Origin of the sequence: Actinomyces dentalis DSM 19115, assembly GCF_000429225.1 — a bacterium.
In the GTDB taxonomy this organism is placed as follows: Bacteria; Actinomycetota; Actinomycetes; order Actinomycetales; family Actinomycetaceae; genus Actinomyces; species Actinomyces dentalis.
In genome coordinates this window covers 30,351-48,442 of the sequence record NZ_AUBL01000015.1, presented here as the reverse complement: position 1 = coordinate 48,442, position 18,092 = coordinate 30,351, and the positions used below count along the sequence as shown (strand labels likewise).

At 73.5% G+C, this 18,092-nt stretch carries 15 protein-coding genes; 9 read left to right on the top strand and 6 right to left on the bottom strand.

Features of this window, described 5'->3' with window-relative positions; all coding sequences use genetic code 11:
- Positions 1–337: 337 nt before the first annotated feature.
- The 3 genes from ilvA to ilvD form a co-directional block, all read right to left on the bottom strand.
- On the bottom strand, positions 338–1,927 hold the full coding sequence (ilvA, locus tag G446_RS0105105) for a threonine ammonia-lyase, biosynthetic (protein ID WP_034469225.1): 1,590 nt from the start codon (positions 1,925–1,927) through the stop codon (positions 338–340).
- 117 nt (positions 1,928–2,044) lie between these two features.
- Positions 2,045–3,484 (bottom strand): DUF3887 domain-containing protein, encoded by a 1,440-nt coding sequence (locus G446_RS0105100; RefSeq protein ID WP_026409336.1) that lies wholly within the window; start codon positions 3,482–3,484, stop codon positions 2,045–2,047.
- A 261-nt stretch (positions 3,485–3,745) separates the two neighbouring features.
- A complete protein-coding gene (gene ilvD / locus G446_RS0105095) occupies positions 3,746–5,632 on the bottom strand; it encodes a dihydroxy-acid dehydratase (protein ID WP_026409335.1) in 1,887 nt (628 codons plus the stop codon).
- Positions 5,633–6,082: 450 nt separating this feature from the next.
- Between ilvD and G446_RS16070 the strand changes: the two genes are divergently transcribed.
- The gene (locus G446_RS16070; RefSeq protein ID WP_051285667.1) at positions 6,083–7,474 is read left to right on the top strand and encodes an amidase; all 1,392 of its coding nucleotides are present in this window, start codon (positions 6,083–6,085) and stop codon (positions 7,472–7,474) included.
- A 281-nt stretch (positions 7,475–7,755) separates the two neighbouring features.
- Positions 7,756–8,844 (top strand): hypothetical protein, encoded by a 1,089-nt coding sequence (locus G446_RS0105080; RefSeq protein WP_026409334.1) that lies wholly within the window; start codon positions 7,756–7,758, stop codon positions 8,842–8,844.
- Positions 8,845–8,963: 119 nt separating this feature from the next.
- Here the strand turns inward: G446_RS0105080 and G446_RS0105075 are convergent, their stop codons facing one another.
- The gene (locus G446_RS0105075) at positions 8,964–9,371 is read right to left on the bottom strand and encodes an FKBP-type peptidyl-prolyl cis-trans isomerase (protein WP_026409333.1); all 408 of its coding nucleotides are present in this window, start codon (positions 9,369–9,371) and stop codon (positions 8,964–8,966) included.
- Positions 9,372–10,546: 1,175 nt separating this feature from the next.
- Between G446_RS0105075 and G446_RS0105070 the strand changes: the two genes are divergently transcribed.
- From G446_RS0105070 to G446_RS0105060, 3 genes are all read left to right on the top strand, one after another.
- Positions 10,547–10,894, top strand: coding sequence for a DUF2283 domain-containing protein (locus G446_RS0105070; protein WP_034469222.1), 348 nt, complete (start codon positions 10,547–10,549; stop codon positions 10,892–10,894).
- 103 nt (positions 10,895–10,997) lie between these two features.
- On the top strand, positions 10,998–11,246 hold the full coding sequence (locus tag G446_RS0105065) for a ribbon-helix-helix domain-containing protein (protein WP_026409331.1): 249 nt from the start codon (positions 10,998–11,000) through the stop codon (positions 11,244–11,246).
- Entirely contained in the window at positions 11,243–11,482 is a 240-nt protein-coding gene (locus tag G446_RS0105060; RefSeq protein WP_026409330.1) for a BrnT family toxin, read from the top strand. Before G446_RS0105065 ends, G446_RS0105060 begins: the two co-directional genes overlap by 4 nt.
- A gap of 306 nt (positions 11,483–11,788) precedes the next feature.
- On the opposite strand, the gene G446_RS0105055 is transcribed toward G446_RS0105060, so the two are convergent.
- Entirely contained in the window at positions 11,789–12,775 is a 987-nt protein-coding gene (locus G446_RS0105055; protein WP_026409329.1) for a Bax inhibitor-1/YccA family protein, read from the bottom strand.
- A 313-nt stretch (positions 12,776–13,088) separates the two neighbouring features.
- Between G446_RS0105055 and G446_RS0105050 the strand changes: the two genes are divergently transcribed.
- From G446_RS0105050 to G446_RS0105035, 4 genes are all read left to right on the top strand, one after another.
- Positions 13,089–14,033, top strand: coding sequence for an ABC transporter ATP-binding protein (locus G446_RS0105050; protein WP_026409328.1), 945 nt, complete (start codon positions 13,089–13,091; stop codon positions 14,031–14,033).
- A gap of 61 nt (positions 14,034–14,094) precedes the next feature.
- The gene (locus tag G446_RS0105045) at positions 14,095–14,985 is read left to right on the top strand and encodes an ABC transporter permease (protein WP_026409327.1); all 891 of its coding nucleotides are present in this window, start codon (positions 14,095–14,097) and stop codon (positions 14,983–14,985) included.
- A 145-nt stretch (positions 14,986–15,130) separates the two neighbouring features.
- Positions 15,131–16,774, top strand: a complete 1,644-nt coding sequence (locus tag G446_RS0105040; RefSeq protein WP_034469218.1) for a sensor histidine kinase — start codon at positions 15,131–15,133, stop codon at positions 16,772–16,774.
- Positions 16,756–17,475: a response regulator gene (locus G446_RS0105035; protein ID WP_026409325.1), complete on the top strand. Its 720-nt coding sequence runs from the start codon at positions 16,756–16,758 to the stop codon at positions 17,473–17,475. The genes G446_RS0105040 and G446_RS0105035 overlap by 19 nt, the downstream gene beginning before the upstream one ends.
- Before the next feature lie 19 nt (positions 17,476–17,494).
- On the opposite strand, the gene pth is transcribed toward G446_RS0105035, so the two are convergent.
- Positions 17,495–18,091, bottom strand: coding sequence for an aminoacyl-tRNA hydrolase (pth, locus tag G446_RS0105030; protein ID WP_026409324.1), 597 nt, complete (start codon positions 18,089–18,091; stop codon positions 17,495–17,497).
- Position 18,092: the final 1 nt, after the last annotated feature.

Below are 18,092 nucleotides of genomic sequence, written 5' to 3'. Positions count from 1 at the left end.
TAAAGACCCATGCACACCAGTGACCGTACCATGACTTGCGGCACCCGCCCCGATTCCGCCGCCCTCCCGCCGCTCCCCGCCCGCCCTCGGCGTCGTGCGCGCCCGGGAAGCCGCGACGACGGGCGGCGACGGCCTGCGGGACGCGGGAAATGGCGCTCCGGGAGGATCGTTCCGCCCCGCGCCTGGTGACCGCCTCGACGAAACCGCGGAATCATGCGGAAGTCACTGAGCGCATCCGCGGTGCCGCCCCGAACGATCCTCCCAGAGCGCCAGAATTGGAGCCGAAGGGGCGTTGCGACCGGCTCGCAGCCCCGAACCGGCGCCCGGCGGGCGGGCGTCAGTCGGCGAGGAAGAAGCGGGCCGAGGGGTCGTCAGTCTCCTCGCGGTAGGCGTAGCCCAGGCGGTCCATGTGCTCGGTCAGCGTCGAGTCGTCCGGGCCGCCGACCTCGAAGGCGGTGAGGATCCGCCCGTAGTCGGCGCCGTCGGTGCGGTAGTGGAAGAGCGTGATGTTCCAGCGCGTCCCCAGGATCTCCAGGAACCGCATGAGGGCCCCGGGCGACTCGGGGAACTCGAAGGAGAACAGCCGCTCCGTCAGCCCCGCGGGCGCCCGCCCGCCGACCATGGAGCGCACGTGCACCTTGGCGAGCTCGTCGTCGGTCAGGTCGATGACGCCGTAGCCGGCCGCCTCCAGGTCAGCGACGATCTCGGCGCGCTCCCGGCGCCCGCGCGTGAGCCGGACGCCCACGAAGATGCGCGCCGGCGCGCCGGACGGCCCCGCGGCGGCCAGCCGGTAGTTGAACTCGGTGACCGACCGCCCGCCGAGCACCGAGGCGAAGCGCAGGAACTCTCCCTGGACCTCGGGGATCGTCACCCCCAGGATCGCCTCGCGCTGCTCGCCGAGCTCGCTGCGCTCGCAGATGTAGCGCAGCTGGTGGAAATTGAGGTTCGCGCCGCTCAGCACGCAGGCGAGCCGCTCCCCGACGATTTTGTGCTCGGCCGCATAGATCTTCAGGCCCGCCAGCGCCAGCGCGCCGGAGGGCTCGGGCACGGCGCGCACGTCCTCGAAGATGTCGCGCACGGCGGCGGAGACCTGGTCGGAGGAGACGGTGACGACGTCGTCGAGCAGCGCCGAGCACAGGCGGAAGGTCTCCCGCCCCACGCGGCGCACGGCCACGCCCTCGGCGAAGAGCCCCACGCGCTCCAGGGTGACGGGCCCCCCGGCGGCCAGCGCCGCGCTCAGGCAGGCGGACTCCTCGTGCTCGACGCCGATGACCCGCACCTGCGGCATGAGGGCCTTGACGAGGACGGCGATGCCCGCGGCGAGCCCCCCGCCGCCCACGGGGACGAAGAGACGGTCGAGCTCGGCGTCCTGCTGGACGATCTCCAGGCCGATGGTGCCCTGGCCGGCGATGACGCGCGGGTCGTCGAAGGGGGCGATGAAGGTGCGGCCCTCGGTCTGGGCGATGCGCTGGGCCTCGGCCTTGGCGGCGTCGAAATTGTCCCCGAGGAGCAGGACCCGCCCGCCCAGGTCGCGCACGGCGTCGACCTTGATGCGCGGGGTGACGGTGGGCATGACGATGGTGGCGTCGACGCCCAGCAGCGTGGCGGAGCGGGCGACGCCCTGGGCGTGGTTGCCGGCGGAGGCGGTGATGACGCCGCGGGCGCGCTCGGCCTCGCCCAGGGCGCGCATGGCGTTGTAGGCGCCGCGGATCTTGAAGGAGTGGACCGTCTGGAGGTCCTCGCGCTTGACGGCGACGGCGCAGCCCAGGCGCGCCGACAGCGTCCGCATGGGCTGGAGCGGGGTGTGCTCGGCGGCCTCGTAGACGGGGGCGCGCAGGATCTCGCGCAGGTAGCGGGCCGAGTCCCAGGGGGTCTCGGCGGGGGTCTCGGCGGGGACGTCGGCGGTCCGGGCGACGGGGTCGTTCACGGCGCTCAGGGTAGTCGGGCGCCGCGGGGCGCCGGGGAATGACGCGGAGCCAACCGGGCGGGGCCGTGCGGACCGGCGTCCGGTCCGCCCCGGCCGGGCGCCGTCGTCGCGCCGTCGTCAGCCGAGCCGATCGACCAGCCAGTCGGCCATGGCGGTGACGACCTGCGGGTCGACGTGGTTGGGGGTGTTGTAGTCGAGCGGGCCGCTGGTCCCGCTCACGGGCATGAACAGGTGGTTGAGTCCGTCGAACAGCCGGTAGTCGGCCTGCTTGCCGTCCAGGACGGGGCGCCAGGCCGGGTAGTCCTTGTCCGGGTAGACCTGGGCGTCGGCGCCGCCCTGCAGCACCAGCACGGGCACGCCGATGGCCGCCACGTCATCGGGCAGGCGCGCGTGCATCTGGTTGAGGCTCACGATGTAACTCGCGGGCATGCCCAGGATCGGCTCGCCGTTGGGGTCGGTCAGGGCCTTGGCGGCGGCGAGGGCGGCGCTCTGGGTCGCCCGGGCGGAGGCCTTCTCGTCGTCGCCCGCGTCGGAGGACTGGATCTGCGCATCGGCCTGGTCGGTCATGATGTCGAACAGGTCGCGCGGGCTGCCCGCCAGGCTGATGCCCGCCGCCACCTCCGGGTGGCGCGCCAGGATCGTGGGCAGGAGCATGCCTCCCAGGCTGTGCCCGGCGACGACCACCGAGTACCCCGCGGCCTCGCTGCTCGGCAGCATCCGCAGGGCCGCGTCGAGGTCGTCGAGCACCTCGGACTCCAGGGTCCAGGCCCCGGCGTCGGCGCCGGGATCCTGGTTGTAGCGCTTGTTGTAGCGCAGCGAGCTGATGCCGGCCTGCGCCAGCCCGTCGGCGATGTCGCGCATGGGCTTGTTGGCGCCGACGGTCTCGTCCATGTCGTTGGGGCCGGATCCGGACACGAGCACGACGACGATCCGCCGATCCTGCACGTCCGGCTCGGGCGTCACGAGGGTGCCGTTGAGCTGGTGCGGGCCGACGGCGACCGGGTGGTCGACGCTGTGCGGGCCGGTGGGCTCGGGCGCCGTCGTGGCCCCGGGCGTCCCCGTGGCCCCGGACGTCCCCGTGGCCCCGGACGTCGCCGTGGCCCCGGACGTCGCCGTGGCGGCGGCGATGTCGTCGGCGCTGGCGTCGCGCAGGTAGAGGCCGCCGACCTTGCGGTCCGAGGAGAAGCTGAACTGCACGGCCACGCTGCCGCCGGCGTGCCGGGCGACCACGGTGGTGACGCCGTAGCCCTGGGCGCTGTTGACCGAGGCGCCCGTAATCGATTCGAAGGCGCCCTTGGCGTCCACGGTCGTGTGCCAGGTCTCGGCGAGCTTCTCCTCGGACAGGGAGGAGCGCATGGTGTCGTCGAAGGCGCCGACCACCGCCGCGAAATCTCCCTGCTCCATGTCGTTGACCAGGGCGGTGCCCTGCTCCTTGAGCTCCTCGGTCGAGGCCGTCACCCAGTCCCCCGTGCCGCCGGCCCCGGGGGACGGGGCGCCGCACCCCGCCAGCAGCAGGCACAGCGCTCCCGCGCACGCCACGATCTTCCTGATCCCCATCGTTGGGCTCCCTCCGTGTCCCGGGGCGGCGTCGCGGCACGATCCGCTCCGACCGATCGCCGGTCCTCCGCCGTCGTTCGTATCGCTGCCAGCAGCATAATCATGCGGACGCGGCACGGGGCGAGCCGGCCCCGCCGTTCTCCGCGGAGTTCTCCGCGAGCGCGCAGGTTTCCAGTCGAACGCGCGCCTCCCGCCTGCGCGTTCGACTGGAAACCTGCGCGCTCGCGAAAGTCGGGGTCAGCCCGGCGGGGCGGAGGGCGGTCAGTAGCGGGGGAGCCTGTCCAGGTCGCGCACGGCGCCCAGGTCGGCGCTGGTGGCGAGCATGGCGTAGGCGCGCAGCGCCGCGCTCACCTTGCGCGGGCGCTGAACGTGCGGGGACCAGGCGGCCTGCCCGCGCGCCTCCTCCTCGGCGCGGCGCCGGGCGATCTCGGCGTCGTCGACCATGAGCTCGATGCGCCGGGCGGGAATGTCGATCTCGATGCGGTCGCCGTCGCGCACCAGGCCGATGAGCCCGCCCGCCGCCGCCTCGGGCGAGACGTGCCCGATGCTCAGCCCCGAGGTGCCCCCCGAGAAGCGCCCGTCGGTCAGCAGCGCGCACTCCTTGCCCAGGTGCATGGACTTGATGTACGTGGTCGGGTAGAGCATCTCCTGCATGCCCGGGCCGCCGCGCGGGCCCTCGTGATTGATGACGACGACGTCACCGGATTTCACCCGCCTGCCCAGGATCCCGGCCACGGCGTCCTCCTGGGACTCGAAGACGACCGCGGGCCCGGCGAAGGCCAGGATGGAGGCGTCCACCCCGGCGGTCTTGACGATGCAGCCCTTCTCCGCGATGTTGCCGAACAGGACCGCCAGGCCGCCGTCGGCGGAGTAGGCGTGGGCGACGTCGCGGATGCAGCCGGATGCGCGGTCGGTGTCCAGGCAGTCCCAGCGCGACGCCTGGGAGAACATGACGGTGGTGCGCACCCCGGCGGGGGCGGCGAGGTAGCGGGTGCGCACGGCCCGGGAGACGCCGGAGCCGGGCGCGCCGTCGGGGCCGGGGCGGGCGATGTCGTGGGCGGCCAGGGTCCGGTCCAGGGTGGAGCGCAGGACGTTGCCCACGGACGTGTCGATGAGGCCGGCGCGGTCGAGCTCGCCGAGGATGCCCATGATCCCGCCGGCCCGATGGACGTCCTCCACGTGGTGCACGGCGGTCGACGGCGCCACCTTGCACAGGTGCGGGACCCGGCGCGAGAGGCGGTCGATGTCCGCCATGTGGAAGTCGACCCCGCCCTCCTGGGCCGCGGCCAGCAGGTGCAGAACCGTGTTGGTGGACCCGCCCATGGCGATGTCCAGGCTCATGGCGTTGGCGAAGGCCGCCTTGGTGGCGATGGAGCGCGGCAGGACGGAGGCGTCGTCGTCCTCGTAGTAGGCCCGGGTGATCTCGACGATCTGGCGGCCCGCCTCCTTGAACAGCTCGCCGCGGTCGGCGTGGGTGGCCAGCAGGGTGCCGTTCATGGGCAGCGCCAGCCCGAGCGCCTCGGTGAGGCAGTTCATGGAGTTGGCGGTGAACATGCCCGAGCACGAGCCGCAGGTGGGGCAGGCCAGGCGCTCGATGGCGCTGATGGTCTCGTCGGCCACCGTGGGGTCGGCGGCGTCCATCATGGCGTCGATGAGATCGAGCTTGCGGGTGGCGCCGTCGGCCGTGACCAGCTTGCCCGACTCCATGGGCCCGCCGGAGATGAAGATCGTGGGGATGTTCAGGCGCAGGGAGGCCATGAGCATGCCGGGGGTGATCTTGTCGCAATTGGAGATGCACACCAGGGCGTCGGCGCAGTGGGCGGAGACCATGTACTCCACGGAGTCGGCGATGAGGTCGCGGCTGGGCAGGGAGTAGAGCATGCCGTCGTGGCCCATGGCGATGCCGTCGTCGACGGCGATGGTGTTGAACTCCTTGGCGATGCCCCCGGCGGCCTCGATCTGCCCGGCCACGAGGCGCCCCACGTCGCGCAGGCCCACGTGCCCGGGCACGAACTGGGTGAAGGAATTGGCGATGGCGATGATCGGCTTGCCGAAGTCGGAGTCCTTGACGCCCGTGGCGCGCCACAGGGCCCGGGCGCCGGCCATATTGCGGCCGGAGGTGGATGTGGCGCTGCGGTAGACGGGCATGGGGGCTCCTCGGACGGACCAGGTGATGGGTGCCAGATTAGTGGTCACCCTGTCATCTCAGCGGATGCGACCGGCCAGTGGACCGGCGCTTTATCCCGGGATGGCGCCGGTCCGACGGCGGCGGCGCGGTCGGGGGCCGGGGCGGCGGCGCCCGGGGCGGGGCGGTGAATTAGCGCACGTCGCGCTTCCGCTCCCGCGTCCGGGGCCGCCGGCCGGACCGTCAGAGGCGCTCGCCCCGGGCCGCTCAGGCGCGGCAGGCGGCGCCGGCGCGGGCGCGGGGGTCGAGCCGGTCGTGGCCCATGTCCTCGGACTCCCCCGGCTCGGTGATCTCCAGCTCGGCCCCGGTCAGCAGCGCCGCCCGCAGCGAGTCGAGGTGGATCGGGTCGCCGCCCGGGCGCCGGCCGGTAGACTCGCCGGCGACTCCCGGCGCCCACGACCAAGGAGGTCCCCGTGAACCGCTCCGCCCCCAGCGCCGTCGAGATCGCCCGCGCGGTCCGGCGGGGCCGGATGAGCGCCCGGCGGTCCGTGGAGGACGCGCTGGCGCGCATCGCCGCCATCGACCCGGACCTCAACGCATTCACCGTCGTGCGCCGGCGGGCCGCACTGCGCGAGGCCGAGCAGATCGACCGGGCGGGAGCGGCCCTCGCCGGACCCCTGGCCGGCGTGCCCGTGGCCGTCAAGGAGGAGTACGACGTCGCCGGCGAGGTGACGACCCTGGGCGGCAGGGGCAACACCGCCCCGGCGGACGCCGACTGCGCCGTCGTGCAGCGGCTGCGCGCCGCCGGGGCCGTCATAGTCGGACGCACGAACATGTCCGAGTTCGGCCAGTTCCCCGCGACGCAGTCCGCCCTGCACGGCGCGTGCCTCAACCCCTGGGACCCCTCGCGCTCCCCGGGCGGCTCGTCCGGCGGCTCCGCCGTCGCCGTGGCCACGGGCATGGTCCCCGTCGCCATGGGGTCCGACGGCGGAGGATCCCTGCGCATCCCGGCCTCCGCCTGCGGCGTCGTCGGGCTCAAGCCCGCGCGCGGCCGGGTGAGCTCCGCGCCGCTGGACGAGCACTGGCTGGGCCTGGCCGGATTCGGGGCGATCACCCGCAGCGCGCGGGATATGGCGCTGGTCATGGACGTCATCAGCGGGAACACGGCGGGCGACAAGTGGCGGACGGCCCCGCCGACGCGGCCCTTCGCCGAGTCGGCGGAGGGCGGGACGGGCGCCCTGCGCGTACTCGCGGCGAGCAATCCCGTCATGCCCGGCGCCGGGGTGGCCGCCCCGGTCGGCGCCGCGATGCGGGACTTCGTCCAGCGCCTGCGCGCCCTGGGCCACGACGTGCGCGGGGCGCGGGTCGCCTGGCCGACGCCCACCGCCGCCTTCCTCGCCCTGTACTTCGCGGGCGTCCACCGGGAGGCCGCGCAGGTCGCCCACCCGGAGCGGCTCGAGCCGCGCACGCGCGCGTCCGTGCGCATCGGCGCCGCCCTGCCCGCGCCCGTCGTGCGCGCCGCCCGGCGGCGCGCGCAGCGGATCCGCGCAGGCGTCGAGGCGGCCTTCCGGAGCGCGGATCTGCTCCTGCTGCCGACCATGATCGACGTTCCCGGCGGGGCCCACGACCTGCGCGGGAAGGGGTGGACGGCGGCGATGCTCGCCTCGACGCCGGTCGTGTCCAACACGGCGATCTTCAACGTCTCCGGGCACCCGGCCATGTCCGTCCACGCCGGCTTCTCACCCGAGGGGCTGCCGATCGGCGCCCAGCTGGTGGCGCGCACGGGCCGCGAGGACCTGCTCCTGACCGTGGCCGGCCAGCTCGAGGACGACGGCGGGCTGTGCCCGCCCTGGCCGGGGCGCTGAGCGTGAGCGCCCTCGTCGCCGCACTGGCGCTCGCGGGCGCGGGCGTCCTCGCGCTCAAGCGCACCCGCCGCGCCTGACCCGCCGGGCCCATCACCGCTCGTTGGCCGCCGTCGGCACCGCCCGCCGGCCGCCGCCACCCACCAGCCGCCGTCGGACCCGGCCGCCGCACCGCCCGGTGACGTGAGTCATGCCATTCGGGCCGGCGTCGCCCGGCCCCCCCGCATTGGTTAGGCTGACCTTACTCTCTTTCCCATTCCCGTATCCCGAAACGAGGCTCCCCCATGAGTCACCGCCACCCACTCGCCGCGCTCGCGACCGCCGCGATCGCCGTCGGAGGCGTCCTGCTGCCCCCCGCCGCGATCGCCGCCGACCAGCCGCCCCTGGAGTGCGCCAGCCCGGGGTTCCAGTGCGGCGGCCCGGGCCGCTTCGGCACCCTCGTGGCCTCCTACACGCCCGACCAGCCCGCCCCCGAGGCGGTCTGGGGCGACCCGCGGGTCGACCTTCTGGATTCCCCGGCCGACGTCGTGGACGTGGAGCCGGGCAGCACGGTCACCAGGAACTACCGGATCACGATCCCCTCGCAGGCCTCCCCGGGCTCGCCGCACCGGGCCTCACTGCTCATTGAGAACACCGACGGCGTGTTCGCCAGTTCCGCGGACATGCGCCTGCGCATCACCGACGCCGCGGGGACCGAGCTGCCCGACGGGACGTGCGCCCCCGAGGAGCAGAAGCTGAACCCGGGCGAGCAGATGGTCGTCACCTGCACGATCCCCGAGGGCGGTGCGCTGCTCACGGCCTTCCGCCGGGGGGACTTCGGCGGGGAGAACCTGGCCGCCTGGAGGCTCGACTCCCAGGCCCAGCCCGACCCGCAGGCCCCGGGGGCGCCCGACGTCGCACCCGTGATCACCGTCGACGGCCAGGCCGTGACCGGGACGGTGGACGGCGACGGGACCTGGACGGCCGACGTCGTCGTCACCCGCCAGGCCCCCGACTCCAATGGCGCGCAGGCCGCCTACGCCCCGGACGTCGCCGTGGACGGCGCGCCGGTGACGGCGCAGCCCTTCCGCGTCACCACCAAGGTCGCCGCCAAGCCGACTCCCACGCCCACCGCGCCCGCCGAGCCGACGGCCACGGCGAGTGCGACGCCCGCGCCCGCCGAGCCGACCCCCACGGCGAGTGCGACGCCCGCGCCCGCCGATCCGGCCGCGCCCACGGCGTCCGCCGCCGTTTCGGATCCCGGCCGGAAGGGGCCCGGGGCCGGGGGCTCGCGCCTGGCCGGCACCGGGGCGCAGACCGTCGGCGTCCTCGTCGCCGCGCTGGCGCTCGCGGGCGCGGGCGTCCTCGCGCTCAAGCGCACCCGCCGCGCCTGACCCGCCGCGGCGAGCCCCGCGGACACACCAACCCTCATGAATTCCGGGTGGCCCCGCACACGAGTGCGGGGCCACCCGGGACGCTCCTGTACTGTGGCCGCGCCACCGCGCGCCCGATCTCACATGACGCCGAGGATCTCCGTGACGAAGACGAGGGTGTCGCCGCCCTTGATGCCCGCCTGCGGCACGCCCCGCTCGCCGTAGCCGAGCTCGGAGGGGATGGACAGTAGGACGCGGCTGCCCACGCGCTGGCCGACGAGGCCGTCGTCCCAGCCGCGGATGACCGCTCCCACGCCGATCTGGAAGTCCAGCGGCCGGCCGCGGTCGTAGGAGTTGTCGAAGACGCGCCCGTTCCAGCACTGGCCGAGGTAGTGGCAGACGATGTGGTCGCCGGCCTCGACGACCGGGCCGTCGCCGGCGTCGAGAACCTGGACCTGCAGCCCCTCGGGGGCCCCGCCCTCGGGGAAGGCGAGCACGGGCTTGGCGCCCTTGGCGCCCTCGACGGTGGGCATATGCATGTTGATCATGGGGGCGAGCCTATCGGCTGCGCCCGGAGGCGCCGAACCCGCGCGCCGGGCCGTGGCGCCGACGCGGTCGAGCCGGGCTCCGGACGCCCCGGCCCCGCGTCAGCCCTGGCGCAGCCGACCATCCCGCCCCACAGGGGACGACGCGGCGAGGACGGCCCGCCGCCGGTTGCGCGTTCTCAAGCGCGAACGCGGTCGTGTTCCGCACAACGGGAGATGCAAGCCATCAGCTGGGCTGGCACCGGACGGGTTTGGCGTGGGGGCGGACAGGCCAGCGGGCACCGCTGCGCACGGGATCATCGCCCCACTCGCCACGCCTGTCCCATTCGCCCTGTCCGTCTCACTGCGAGCGGAGGTGATCCAGCAGCGTGCGGTCCGGCACCTCAAAAAGGTGGCTGGCGCGCATCTTTCACCCTCCGTCCCGCACCCCCGTCCCGAAGTGGCGCAATGAACCTTTTTCGCCGAAAGGATCCCGGGGTGGGCCGGGAGCGGTGCGATGGTGCGGGAGGGCGGGTGTGTGGCGGGTGCGGGTACGCGGTGTGGGGGTGGGGAGGGCGGGCCCGGATGTGCAGTATCGGGCGGGCGGGGGCGGTGTTGCACATTCGACCGGGGCCGGCTGGCGGCGGATTGGCGGAATCATGCGGAAACGCCCTGGCGCTCAACGCCGTTGAGATCCTCCCATGTGCAGAGCGGGCCGCTCTGCACATGGGAACTCGTCCGCTAAAAACCGACATTCTAGAAGAACCCCGGAATCATGCGGAAAACTCGGAGTCGACCCGCGGGGGCGACCCTCTCCAATGTGCAACACCCCCGCACGGGCCGGGAAGAACTCCTCGAGGCAGGCCCCGCTCCCGTCAGATGAAGCAGTACCCCCGCAACCGGCCCGGGAAGAACCCGACCCGCCCGGCAGCGGCCCTCCGCCAGAACCCCGCCGGGAGCCCGAGCCCCGCGGGAGACCGCCCCCAGCCTTCGACTCCGGGGCGCCCGGCTGACCTTCCGCATCCGGCCTGACCCCGGTCATCGGGCACCTCGGGACGGACGGGCGCCGGCCCGTCATCATCGTGACCGATCCCCCGCACGGGAATGGACGTGTCACACTCGTCACCTGCCATTTGCAGTCACCGCCCTACCCCCGGCCCCGGGCAGGGGCGGGGTCGGAGCGAATGAGAGGAGTCCCCATGCCCACAACCCGCACGATCACCGTTGATCCCGCGGTCGGCACCTGCCACATCTCACTCTCCGACCGGCCTGTGGCGAGCACGGAGGAGTTCTCCGACGACGTCCTCGTGGATCTTGACGAGTTCGGGGTCGTCATCGGGATCGAGGTCTTCGATCTCGACGCCGAACTGCCGCTGACCGACCTGTGCCGACGGCTGCACATCCACAAGGATGATGAACCGCACCTCGCCAGACTCCTGCCGACGCTGCGGTACTCGCTGCGGTTCACACTGGCCTCGTCCCCCGATCCGACGATCCGGGCCCGCACGGCGACGGTGGACCGCTCGCCCTCGTCCCAGGCGGCCTGAGGAACGTTGAGCCGGGCCCCGGCTGCTCCGGCCCCGAGTCGGCTCGTGACCGACCCCCCGTCCCGCAGACGGGGCGGATATCGATCAGTATTACACTCGTCACATGGAAACCATTGACGGCGTGCCCGTCACGGACGAGATGATCCAGGCTTGGGCCGATGAGGCGGAGCGCGGATACGACGTCGAGGTGCTGCGGGCGCATGGTCGCCGCCCCACGGGGGACGACGCGGCGAGGATCGTCCCGGTCCGCATGGATGAGGACCTCGTCGCGGCGGTGGATCGGCGCGCCGTCAGGGACGGCACCAGTCGGTCGGAGATCATCCGCTCGGCCGTCCGCGCCTTCGTCGCGTGAAGGTCCACCGCTCGGCGCTCAAGCACGGCGTGAGCACCGAGGACGCCCTTCACGCCGTCGAGCACCGGATCTACGAGAGTCAGCCAGACGACGACATGCCGGCCAAGCAATTCCTCATGGGATTCGACCGCTGTGGGCGGCTCCTGGAGGTCGTCGTCCTCACCTTCGACAGCGGCAACCGACTGGTCATCCACGCCATGAAGGCGCGCCGCCACCTCCTCGACCTGATCGACTGACGTATCACTCGACGGCGAGGACGGCCCGCCGCCGGTTGCGCGTTCTCGAGCGCGAACGCGGTCGGGGAACGCGCAACGGGAGATGCGCGCCGGGCCGGGCGCCGACGTGATCGAGCCGGGCTCCGGACGCTCCGGCCCCGCGCTAGGCGCGGCGGACCGCCCCGTCCCGCGGGCGGCGGAGCGGGGCGGTGGCGGGCCGGTTGACGGCGGTGACGCGGGCGACTCCGCGTTCGTCGCCGGCTCGGGCGCGCCGGCGCGTCCGGCGACGGCCGACGGCGCGTCGGCCGCGGCCCGGACGGCGGCGCGTCAGTTGTCGCGCAGGATGGCCAGGATGCGCAGGAACTCGACGTAGAGCCACACGATGGTCACGACCAGGCCGAAGGCGCCCGCCCAGGCGTACTTGGTGGGCAGGCCGCGCTCGACGCCGCGCTGGATGGCCTCGAAGTCCATGGCGAGGCTGAAGGAGGCCATGGCCACGGCCAGCGCGCCGATGATCAGGCCCAGCGGGATGCCCATGATCTCCACGCCGCGCAGGCCCCAGGGGTCGTCGACCACGCCGGTGACCATGAGCAGGAAGTTGACGACGCTGAACAGCAGGTAGCCGCCCATGGCCACCACCAGGATGCGCGCGGCCCTGCCCGTCACGCGGAAGCCGGCGAACTTGTAGGCGCACAGCATGACGGTGAAGGTGGCCAGGGTCGCCAGGACCGCCTGGACCACGATGCCGGGGTAGAGGAGCTCCATGACGCCGGAGATCGCCCCGAGCATGGCGCCCTCGAACAGGGCGTAGAGCATGATGAGCACGGGGCTGGGCTCCCTCTTGAAGGAGTTGACCAGGCCCAGGACCAGGGCGCCGATGGCGCCGCCGATCATGACCGGGTAGCCCAGGGCCATGGTGTCCGGGTTGGACACGAGGTTCCAGGACAGGGCCCCGACGACCAGGATCATGGCGAAGATGCCGGCGGTGCGGATGATGACGTCGTCGTAGGTCATCCGCCCGCGATCGACGTTGGTGGCGCTGGGGGCGCCGTACTGGGCCTCGAGCTGGGACAGCTGCTGGGGCGAGACGCTCTGGGGGCCGGCCTGGCCGTAGGCGGGCGGGGCCTGGCCGTAAGACGACTGGCCGTAGGCGGCGGGGGCCTGGCCGTAACCGGGCTGCTGCCCGCCCGTGCGCCCGTGGCCGGGCTGGTAGCCGGGCATGGTGGGGTAGCCGTTGGGCGTCACCGTCTGGGCCGGGGCCGCGGGGCCGCGGCCGTTGAAGGCGGCGCTGCGGGAGAAGAACGGATTACTCATCTGTGAACATGTCCTCTCGATCTCGGGGACGGGTGCGCTCCGGCGCTGCCCGGGGCGCGCTGCGGTATCACCGCAAAGCCTGCCACATGCAACAGGCCGGCACTTCCCCGCATTCCCGCCGGCGGCCCCGCTCGCCGCATCTCCTCCCCGAGGAGGAAGCGCCTCCGCCTGGGGGTCCGCCGGGCCCGGCCGCAGGTTTCATCTTCGGGGCCGATGGGCTCCGCCGCCCGCCTCCCTAACCTGAGTCCATCACGCAGCGCCGGCCCTCATCGGCCGCAGTCGCCACCACCACCCAGGAATGAGCTGAACCCCGATGATCGAAGCATCCGGTCTCACCAAGCGCTACGGCGCCAAGACCGCCGTCGACCGCATCTCCTTCACCATCGAGCCGGGCACCGTCACCGGCTTCCTCGGCCCCAACGGCGCCGGCAAGTCCACCACCATGCGCCTGATCATGGGCCTGGACAAGCCCACCGAGGGCAGCGTCAAGATCAACGGCCGCTCCTACCAGGACCTGGCCGCCCCCCTGTGCGAGGTCGGCGCCCTCCTGGACGCCAAGGGCCTGCACGGCTCGCGCACCGCCCGGGCGCACCTGACCCAGCTCGCCGTCTCCAACGGCATCCCCACCCGCCGCGTCGACGAGGTCCTCGACATCACCGGCCTGACGCCCGTGGCCAAGAAGCGCGTCAAGGGCTTCAGCCTGGGCATGGGGCAGCGCCTGGGCATCGCCGCCGCCCTGCTGGGCGACCCGAAGACCCTCATCTTCGACGAGCCCGTCAACGGCCTGGACCCCGAGGGCGTCAAGTGGGTCCGCGAGACCTGCCGGCGCCTGGCCCGCGAGGGCCGCACCGTCTTCATCTCCTCCCACCTCATGAGCGAGATGGCCCAGACCGCCGACCACCTCATTGTCATCGGACGCGGCCGCATCCTCACCTCCGGCCCCGTCGACGAGGTCATCGCCTCCGTCACCTCCGACGTCGTGCGCGTCACCAGCCCCGCCGCCGCCTCCCTGGCCCAGGCCCTCCAGGGCGCCGGCATCGCCGTCGACCTCAAGGACGCCACCACCCTGACGACGACGGAGGCCCCCGCCGCCCGCATCGGCGAGATCGCGGCCGCGAACGGCGTCGTCCTGCACGAGCTGACCACCATCCGCGCCAGCCTCGAGGACGCCTACCTCCAGCTGACCGGCCACGAGGTCGAGTACACCACCGGGCCGGGCGGCCGCCCCGCCCCCGTCCCGGCCCGGCAGAGCGCCTGAGCCGCCGCCGCAGGCCCGCTGCAACCAGTCGTCACAGAGATGTCATAGAGAAGAGCACGTCATGAACGCCGCAACCGCCGTCGCCGCCCCCGCCGTCCAGCACGCCCCGTCCACGGAGTCATCCGTGGAATCCTCCCGCGCCGCGGCCCGCTCCGTCACCGCCTCCGCCCGTCAGACCCTCGTCCGCGCCGTCCGCTCCGAGTGGATCAAGCTGCGCACCCTGCGCTCGACCTGGGTGACCGCCGTCATCACCCTGGTCATGACCACCGGGATCGGCGCCCTGGCGACCGTCATCACGTCCAAGCCCGAGTACTTCGGCTCGGGCAGCTGGAAGATGGCGATCCTCGGCGCCCCCTTCGGACAGATCGTCGTCGCGGTCCTCGGGGCGCTGGTCATCACCGGCGAGTACTCCTCCGGGCAGATCCGCTCCTCCCTGGCCGCCGTGCCCCGCCGCTCGCGCCTGTTCTGGGCCAAGGCGATGGTCATGACCGTGTGGTCCTTCGCCCTGGGGGCGCTCTCCATCCTGCTGATCTGGGCCCTGTCCACTCCTCTCATCGGCGAGCGCGCCGCATCCCTGACCAACCACAAGTTCCTCGGCTACGTGTGGGGCACCGGCCTGGCCTACGCCGGCATCGGCCTCATGGCCCTGGGCCTGGGCTTCCTCCTGCGCTCGACCGCCGGCGCCATCACCGTCGTGTCCAGCCTCCTGTTCATCCTCAACCTCCCGCTGAGCATCGCCTCCAACTTCTGGAGCTGGGCGGGCAAGGCCCTCTACCTCACCCCGTCCGTGACCGTCTCCGCCGTCATCGACCCCTTCAGCGTGCAGTCCAGCTGGGCCGAGGGCTCCACCGCCCCGTGGATCGGCCATTCCGCCGCCGTCGCCGTCTTCGCCGCCTGGGTCCTGGTCCCGCTGCTCGCAGGCTGGCTCGCATTCACCAGCCGCGACGCCTGAGCCCGCGGGTCGGCCGGAACAACAGGCAGGGACACGGCCGGCCCGCTGCCCGCCGACGGCGCCCCGAGCACACCGCCCGGGGCGTCGTCGGCCCCTCCGATCCCGCCGCCCCGCCCCGCCTCACCCCCGATCAAGGAGCGGAATTATGAGCATCCCGCCCACTGCGTCACGCCTCCTGCGCTGGCAGGACCGGCACCCGGTGCTGACCGACAGCGCGGTGGCGCTCCTCCTGCTCGTCATCGTCTGCGTCACGGGCTTCTCGCAGACGTCGCCCTTCCCGCTGCGGTTCTGGGCCCCGGCCTCGCTGGCCGCCATGGTGCCGGCCACCGCGGGCCTGTGCCTGCGGCGCCGCCGCCCGATGATCGCCTGGGCCGCCGTCGTCATCTCCCCGGCCCTGGAGATGCTCGGGGCCTCGCTCCTGTCCGACCTCGAGACCCCCGCCCTCCCCCAGCTGCTCGACCTCTACATGATCTTCGGAGCGCCGCTGTGCCTGGTCGCCGTGGCCATGCGCCACCGCGCCCGCTGGGCCTTCGCCGCCGCATTCGTCTCCGCGGCGCCCACCGTCCTGGCCGAGCACCGGGTCGGGTACACCTTCTACGAGTACCTGGTGTTCGAGTACATCGTTCTCACCCTCTTCAGCGTCATCGGGGTCCTGGTCGGGCTCCTGCTCAAGGTGCAGAAGGCCCAGCTCCAGGAGTTCGAGACGCGCTCGACCCGCCTGGCCCTGGCCCGCGAGCAGTCGGCCATGCTGGCGGCCGCCAACGAGCGCAGCCGGATCGCCCGCGAGATGCACGACGTCGTCGCCCACTCCCTGGCCGTCATGATCACCATGTCCGACGGCGCCGCCGCGGCCATCGACCGCAACCCGCAGATGGCCAAGGAGGCCCTCAAGGTCCTCGCGGAGACCGGGCGCACCGCCCTGGCCGACACGCGGCGCCTGGTCGGGGTGCTGCGCGACGACCCGGGCGCCAGCTCGGACCCCTCGCTGCGGGCGGCCGGCCCGGACCGGGCGGCGGGCGGGGGGGCCGGTGGGCCCGCCGAGGGCCCGGACGGGATCGCCGGCGGCCCGGACGGGGAATCGGACGGGCCGGCCGGGGGGTCCGGTCATCCCGGCCATCCGGGCGGGCCCGCCGCCCCGCCGACGGCGCCCGCGCGAGCGCCGCTGCCGCGCCGTCGTCGGCCCCGATCCGCGGGCTCGCCCGGCACGGGCGGGTCGATCCCGGTGGTGCGGGACCTGCCGGTGCCCGAATTCGCCCCCCCGGGCACGGTGGCCCCGGCCGAGCCCAGCGAGCAGATCGCCGACCTGCGCCGTCGCGCCACCGACGCCGCCGCGGACCGCAGCACCGGTCAGATCCCCACGGCGCCCGCCCCCGAGCAGGCCGACCTGGCGGTGCTCGTCACCCGGTTCCAGAGCGCGGGCGTGCCGGTGAAGTACTCCTGGATCGGCCGCGAGCTGCCCGACGACAAGGGGCTCCAACTCACCCTGTTCCGCATCGCCCAGGAGGCGATGACCAATATCCTGCGCTACGCGCCCACGACGAAGAGGGTCGAGGTCACCGTCTCCCGGCACGCGGGCACCGCCGTGCTCACCGTGGACAACGACGCCGCGCCCGGCTCCAGGCCCATGCACGGCTCGGGCAAGGGGCTGATCGGCATGCGCGAGCGCGCCGCCGTCTATGGTGGGACCGTGGACGCCGGGCCGACGTCCACCGGATGGCGCGTGCGCGCCGTGCTGCGCTGGGACGAGGACGACGACGAAGGGACATCCCCATGGCAGATGCCGCTGTGAGCCGGGGCAGGACGACCACCGGGGGCGGGGCGGCGCCCGGACCCGTGACGGTGGTCCTGGCCGACGACCAGGCCCTCATGCGCATGGGGTTCCGCATGGTGCTCGACGCCGAGGAGGGCATCGAGGTGGTCGGGGAGGCCTCCGACGGCGCCTCGGCGCTGGCCCAGGCGCGGGCGCTGCAGCCCGACGTCATCCTCATGGACGTGCGCATGCCCGGCATGAACGGGATCGAGGCGACCGCCGCGATCACGGCGCAGTGCCCCGGCACCAAGATCCTCATCCTGACCACCTTCGACCTCGACGAGTACGCCTTCGCGGGCCTGCGCGCCGGGGCCAGCGGCTTCCTGCTCAAGGACACGCGCCCGGCGGAGCTGGCCGAGGCGATCCGCACGGTCGCCGGGGGCGAGGCGGTGGTCTCCCCGCGCATCACGCGGCGGATGCTGGAGATGTTCGCCTCGCACCTGCCCGAGGGCGGCGCGGGGCAGGCGCAGGAGGACCCGCGGATCGCCTCGCTGACGCCGCGCGAGCGCGAGATCCTCATCCTCATGGCCCAGGGCATGTCGAACGCGGAGATCGCCGCCGACCTGGTCGTGTCCTCCACGACGGTCAAGACGCACGTGGGCAATGTGCTGACCAAGCTCAATGTGCGCGATCGCGTCCAGGCCGTCGTCGTCGCCTACGAGACCGGGCTCATGGCCTGATCAGCGGGGTCAGGCGGGGTCAGGCGGAGTGGAGGCGCTGCTGGGCGGCCTCGAAGCCGAGTTCGACCACCGCCTCGACGGCGTCGGCCGCCTGCTCCAGGGTCACCCCCAGCTCCCCGCGCTCGCGCGCCGGGAAGTCGGACAGCACGAAGTCGGCCGGATCCTGCCTGCCCGGCGGGCGCCCGATGCCCACGCGCAGCCGCGCGTAGTCCCTCGTGCCCAGGGCCCGGCCGATGGAGCGCAGGCCGTTGTGCCCGCCCTCGCCCCCGCCGCGCTTGAGGCGCAGCGCGTGCGCGGGCAGGTCGAGGTCGTCGTGGATGACGAGCAGGCGCGCCGTCGGATCGACCCGGTAGAAGCCGACCAGGGCCTTGACCGGCCCGCCGGACAGGTTCATGTAGGACGCGGGCTCGGCCAGGATGACGCGCGGCCCCGGCGCGCCCCCGGGCATGACGCCCAGGCGCGCCTCGGCGAGGCGCGCGCGCGTCCTGTGCCCGCCCAGGCGGGCCCCGGCGCGCCCGGCCAGGACGTCGATCACCATGCGCCCGACGTTGTGCCGGTTGCGGGCGTAGCGGGGCTCGGGGTTCCCCAGCCCGACAATGAGCCAGGGGTCGCTCACG

What these genes read in the sequence shown, in the direction of transcription:
- G446_RS0105100 (WP_026409336.1), bottom strand. Translation starts at nt 3,484, where the DNA reads ATGGGGATCAGGAAGATCGTGGCGTGCGCGGGAGCGCTGTGCCTGCTG.
- ilvD (WP_026409335.1), bottom strand. Translation starts at nt 5,632, where the DNA reads ATGCCCGTCTACCGCAGCGCCACATCCACCTCCGGCCGCAATATGGCC.
- G446_RS0105080 (WP_026409334.1), top strand. Translation starts at nt 7,756, where the DNA reads ATGAGTCACCGCCACCCACTCGCCGCGCTCGCGACCGCCGCGATCGCC.
- G446_RS0105075 (WP_026409333.1), bottom strand. Translation starts at nt 9,371, where the DNA reads ATGATCAACATGCATATGCCCACCGTCGAGGGCGCCAAGGGCGCCAAG.
- G446_RS0105070 (WP_034469222.1), top strand. Translation starts at nt 10,547, where the DNA reads ATGCCCACAACCCGCACGATCACCGTTGATCCCGCGGTCGGCACCTGC.
- G446_RS0105065 (WP_026409331.1), top strand. Translation starts at nt 10,998, where the DNA reads ATGGAAACCATTGACGGCGTGCCCGTCACGGACGAGATGATCCAGGCT.
- G446_RS0105055 (WP_026409329.1), bottom strand. Translation starts at nt 12,775, where the DNA reads ATGAGTAATCCGTTCTTCTCCCGCAGCGCCGCCTTCAACGGCCGCGGC.
- G446_RS0105050 (WP_026409328.1), top strand. Translation starts at nt 13,089, where the DNA reads ATGATCGAAGCATCCGGTCTCACCAAGCGCTACGGCGCCAAGACCGCC.
- G446_RS0105045 (WP_026409327.1), top strand. Translation starts at nt 14,095, where the DNA reads ATGAACGCCGCAACCGCCGTCGCCGCCCCCGCCGTCCAGCACGCCCCG.
- G446_RS0105040 (WP_034469218.1), top strand. Translation starts at nt 15,131, where the DNA reads ATGAGCATCCCGCCCACTGCGTCACGCCTCCTGCGCTGGCAGGACCGG.
- G446_RS0105035 (WP_026409325.1), top strand. Translation starts at nt 16,756, where the DNA reads ATGGCAGATGCCGCTGTGAGCCGGGGCAGGACGACCACCGGGGGCGGG.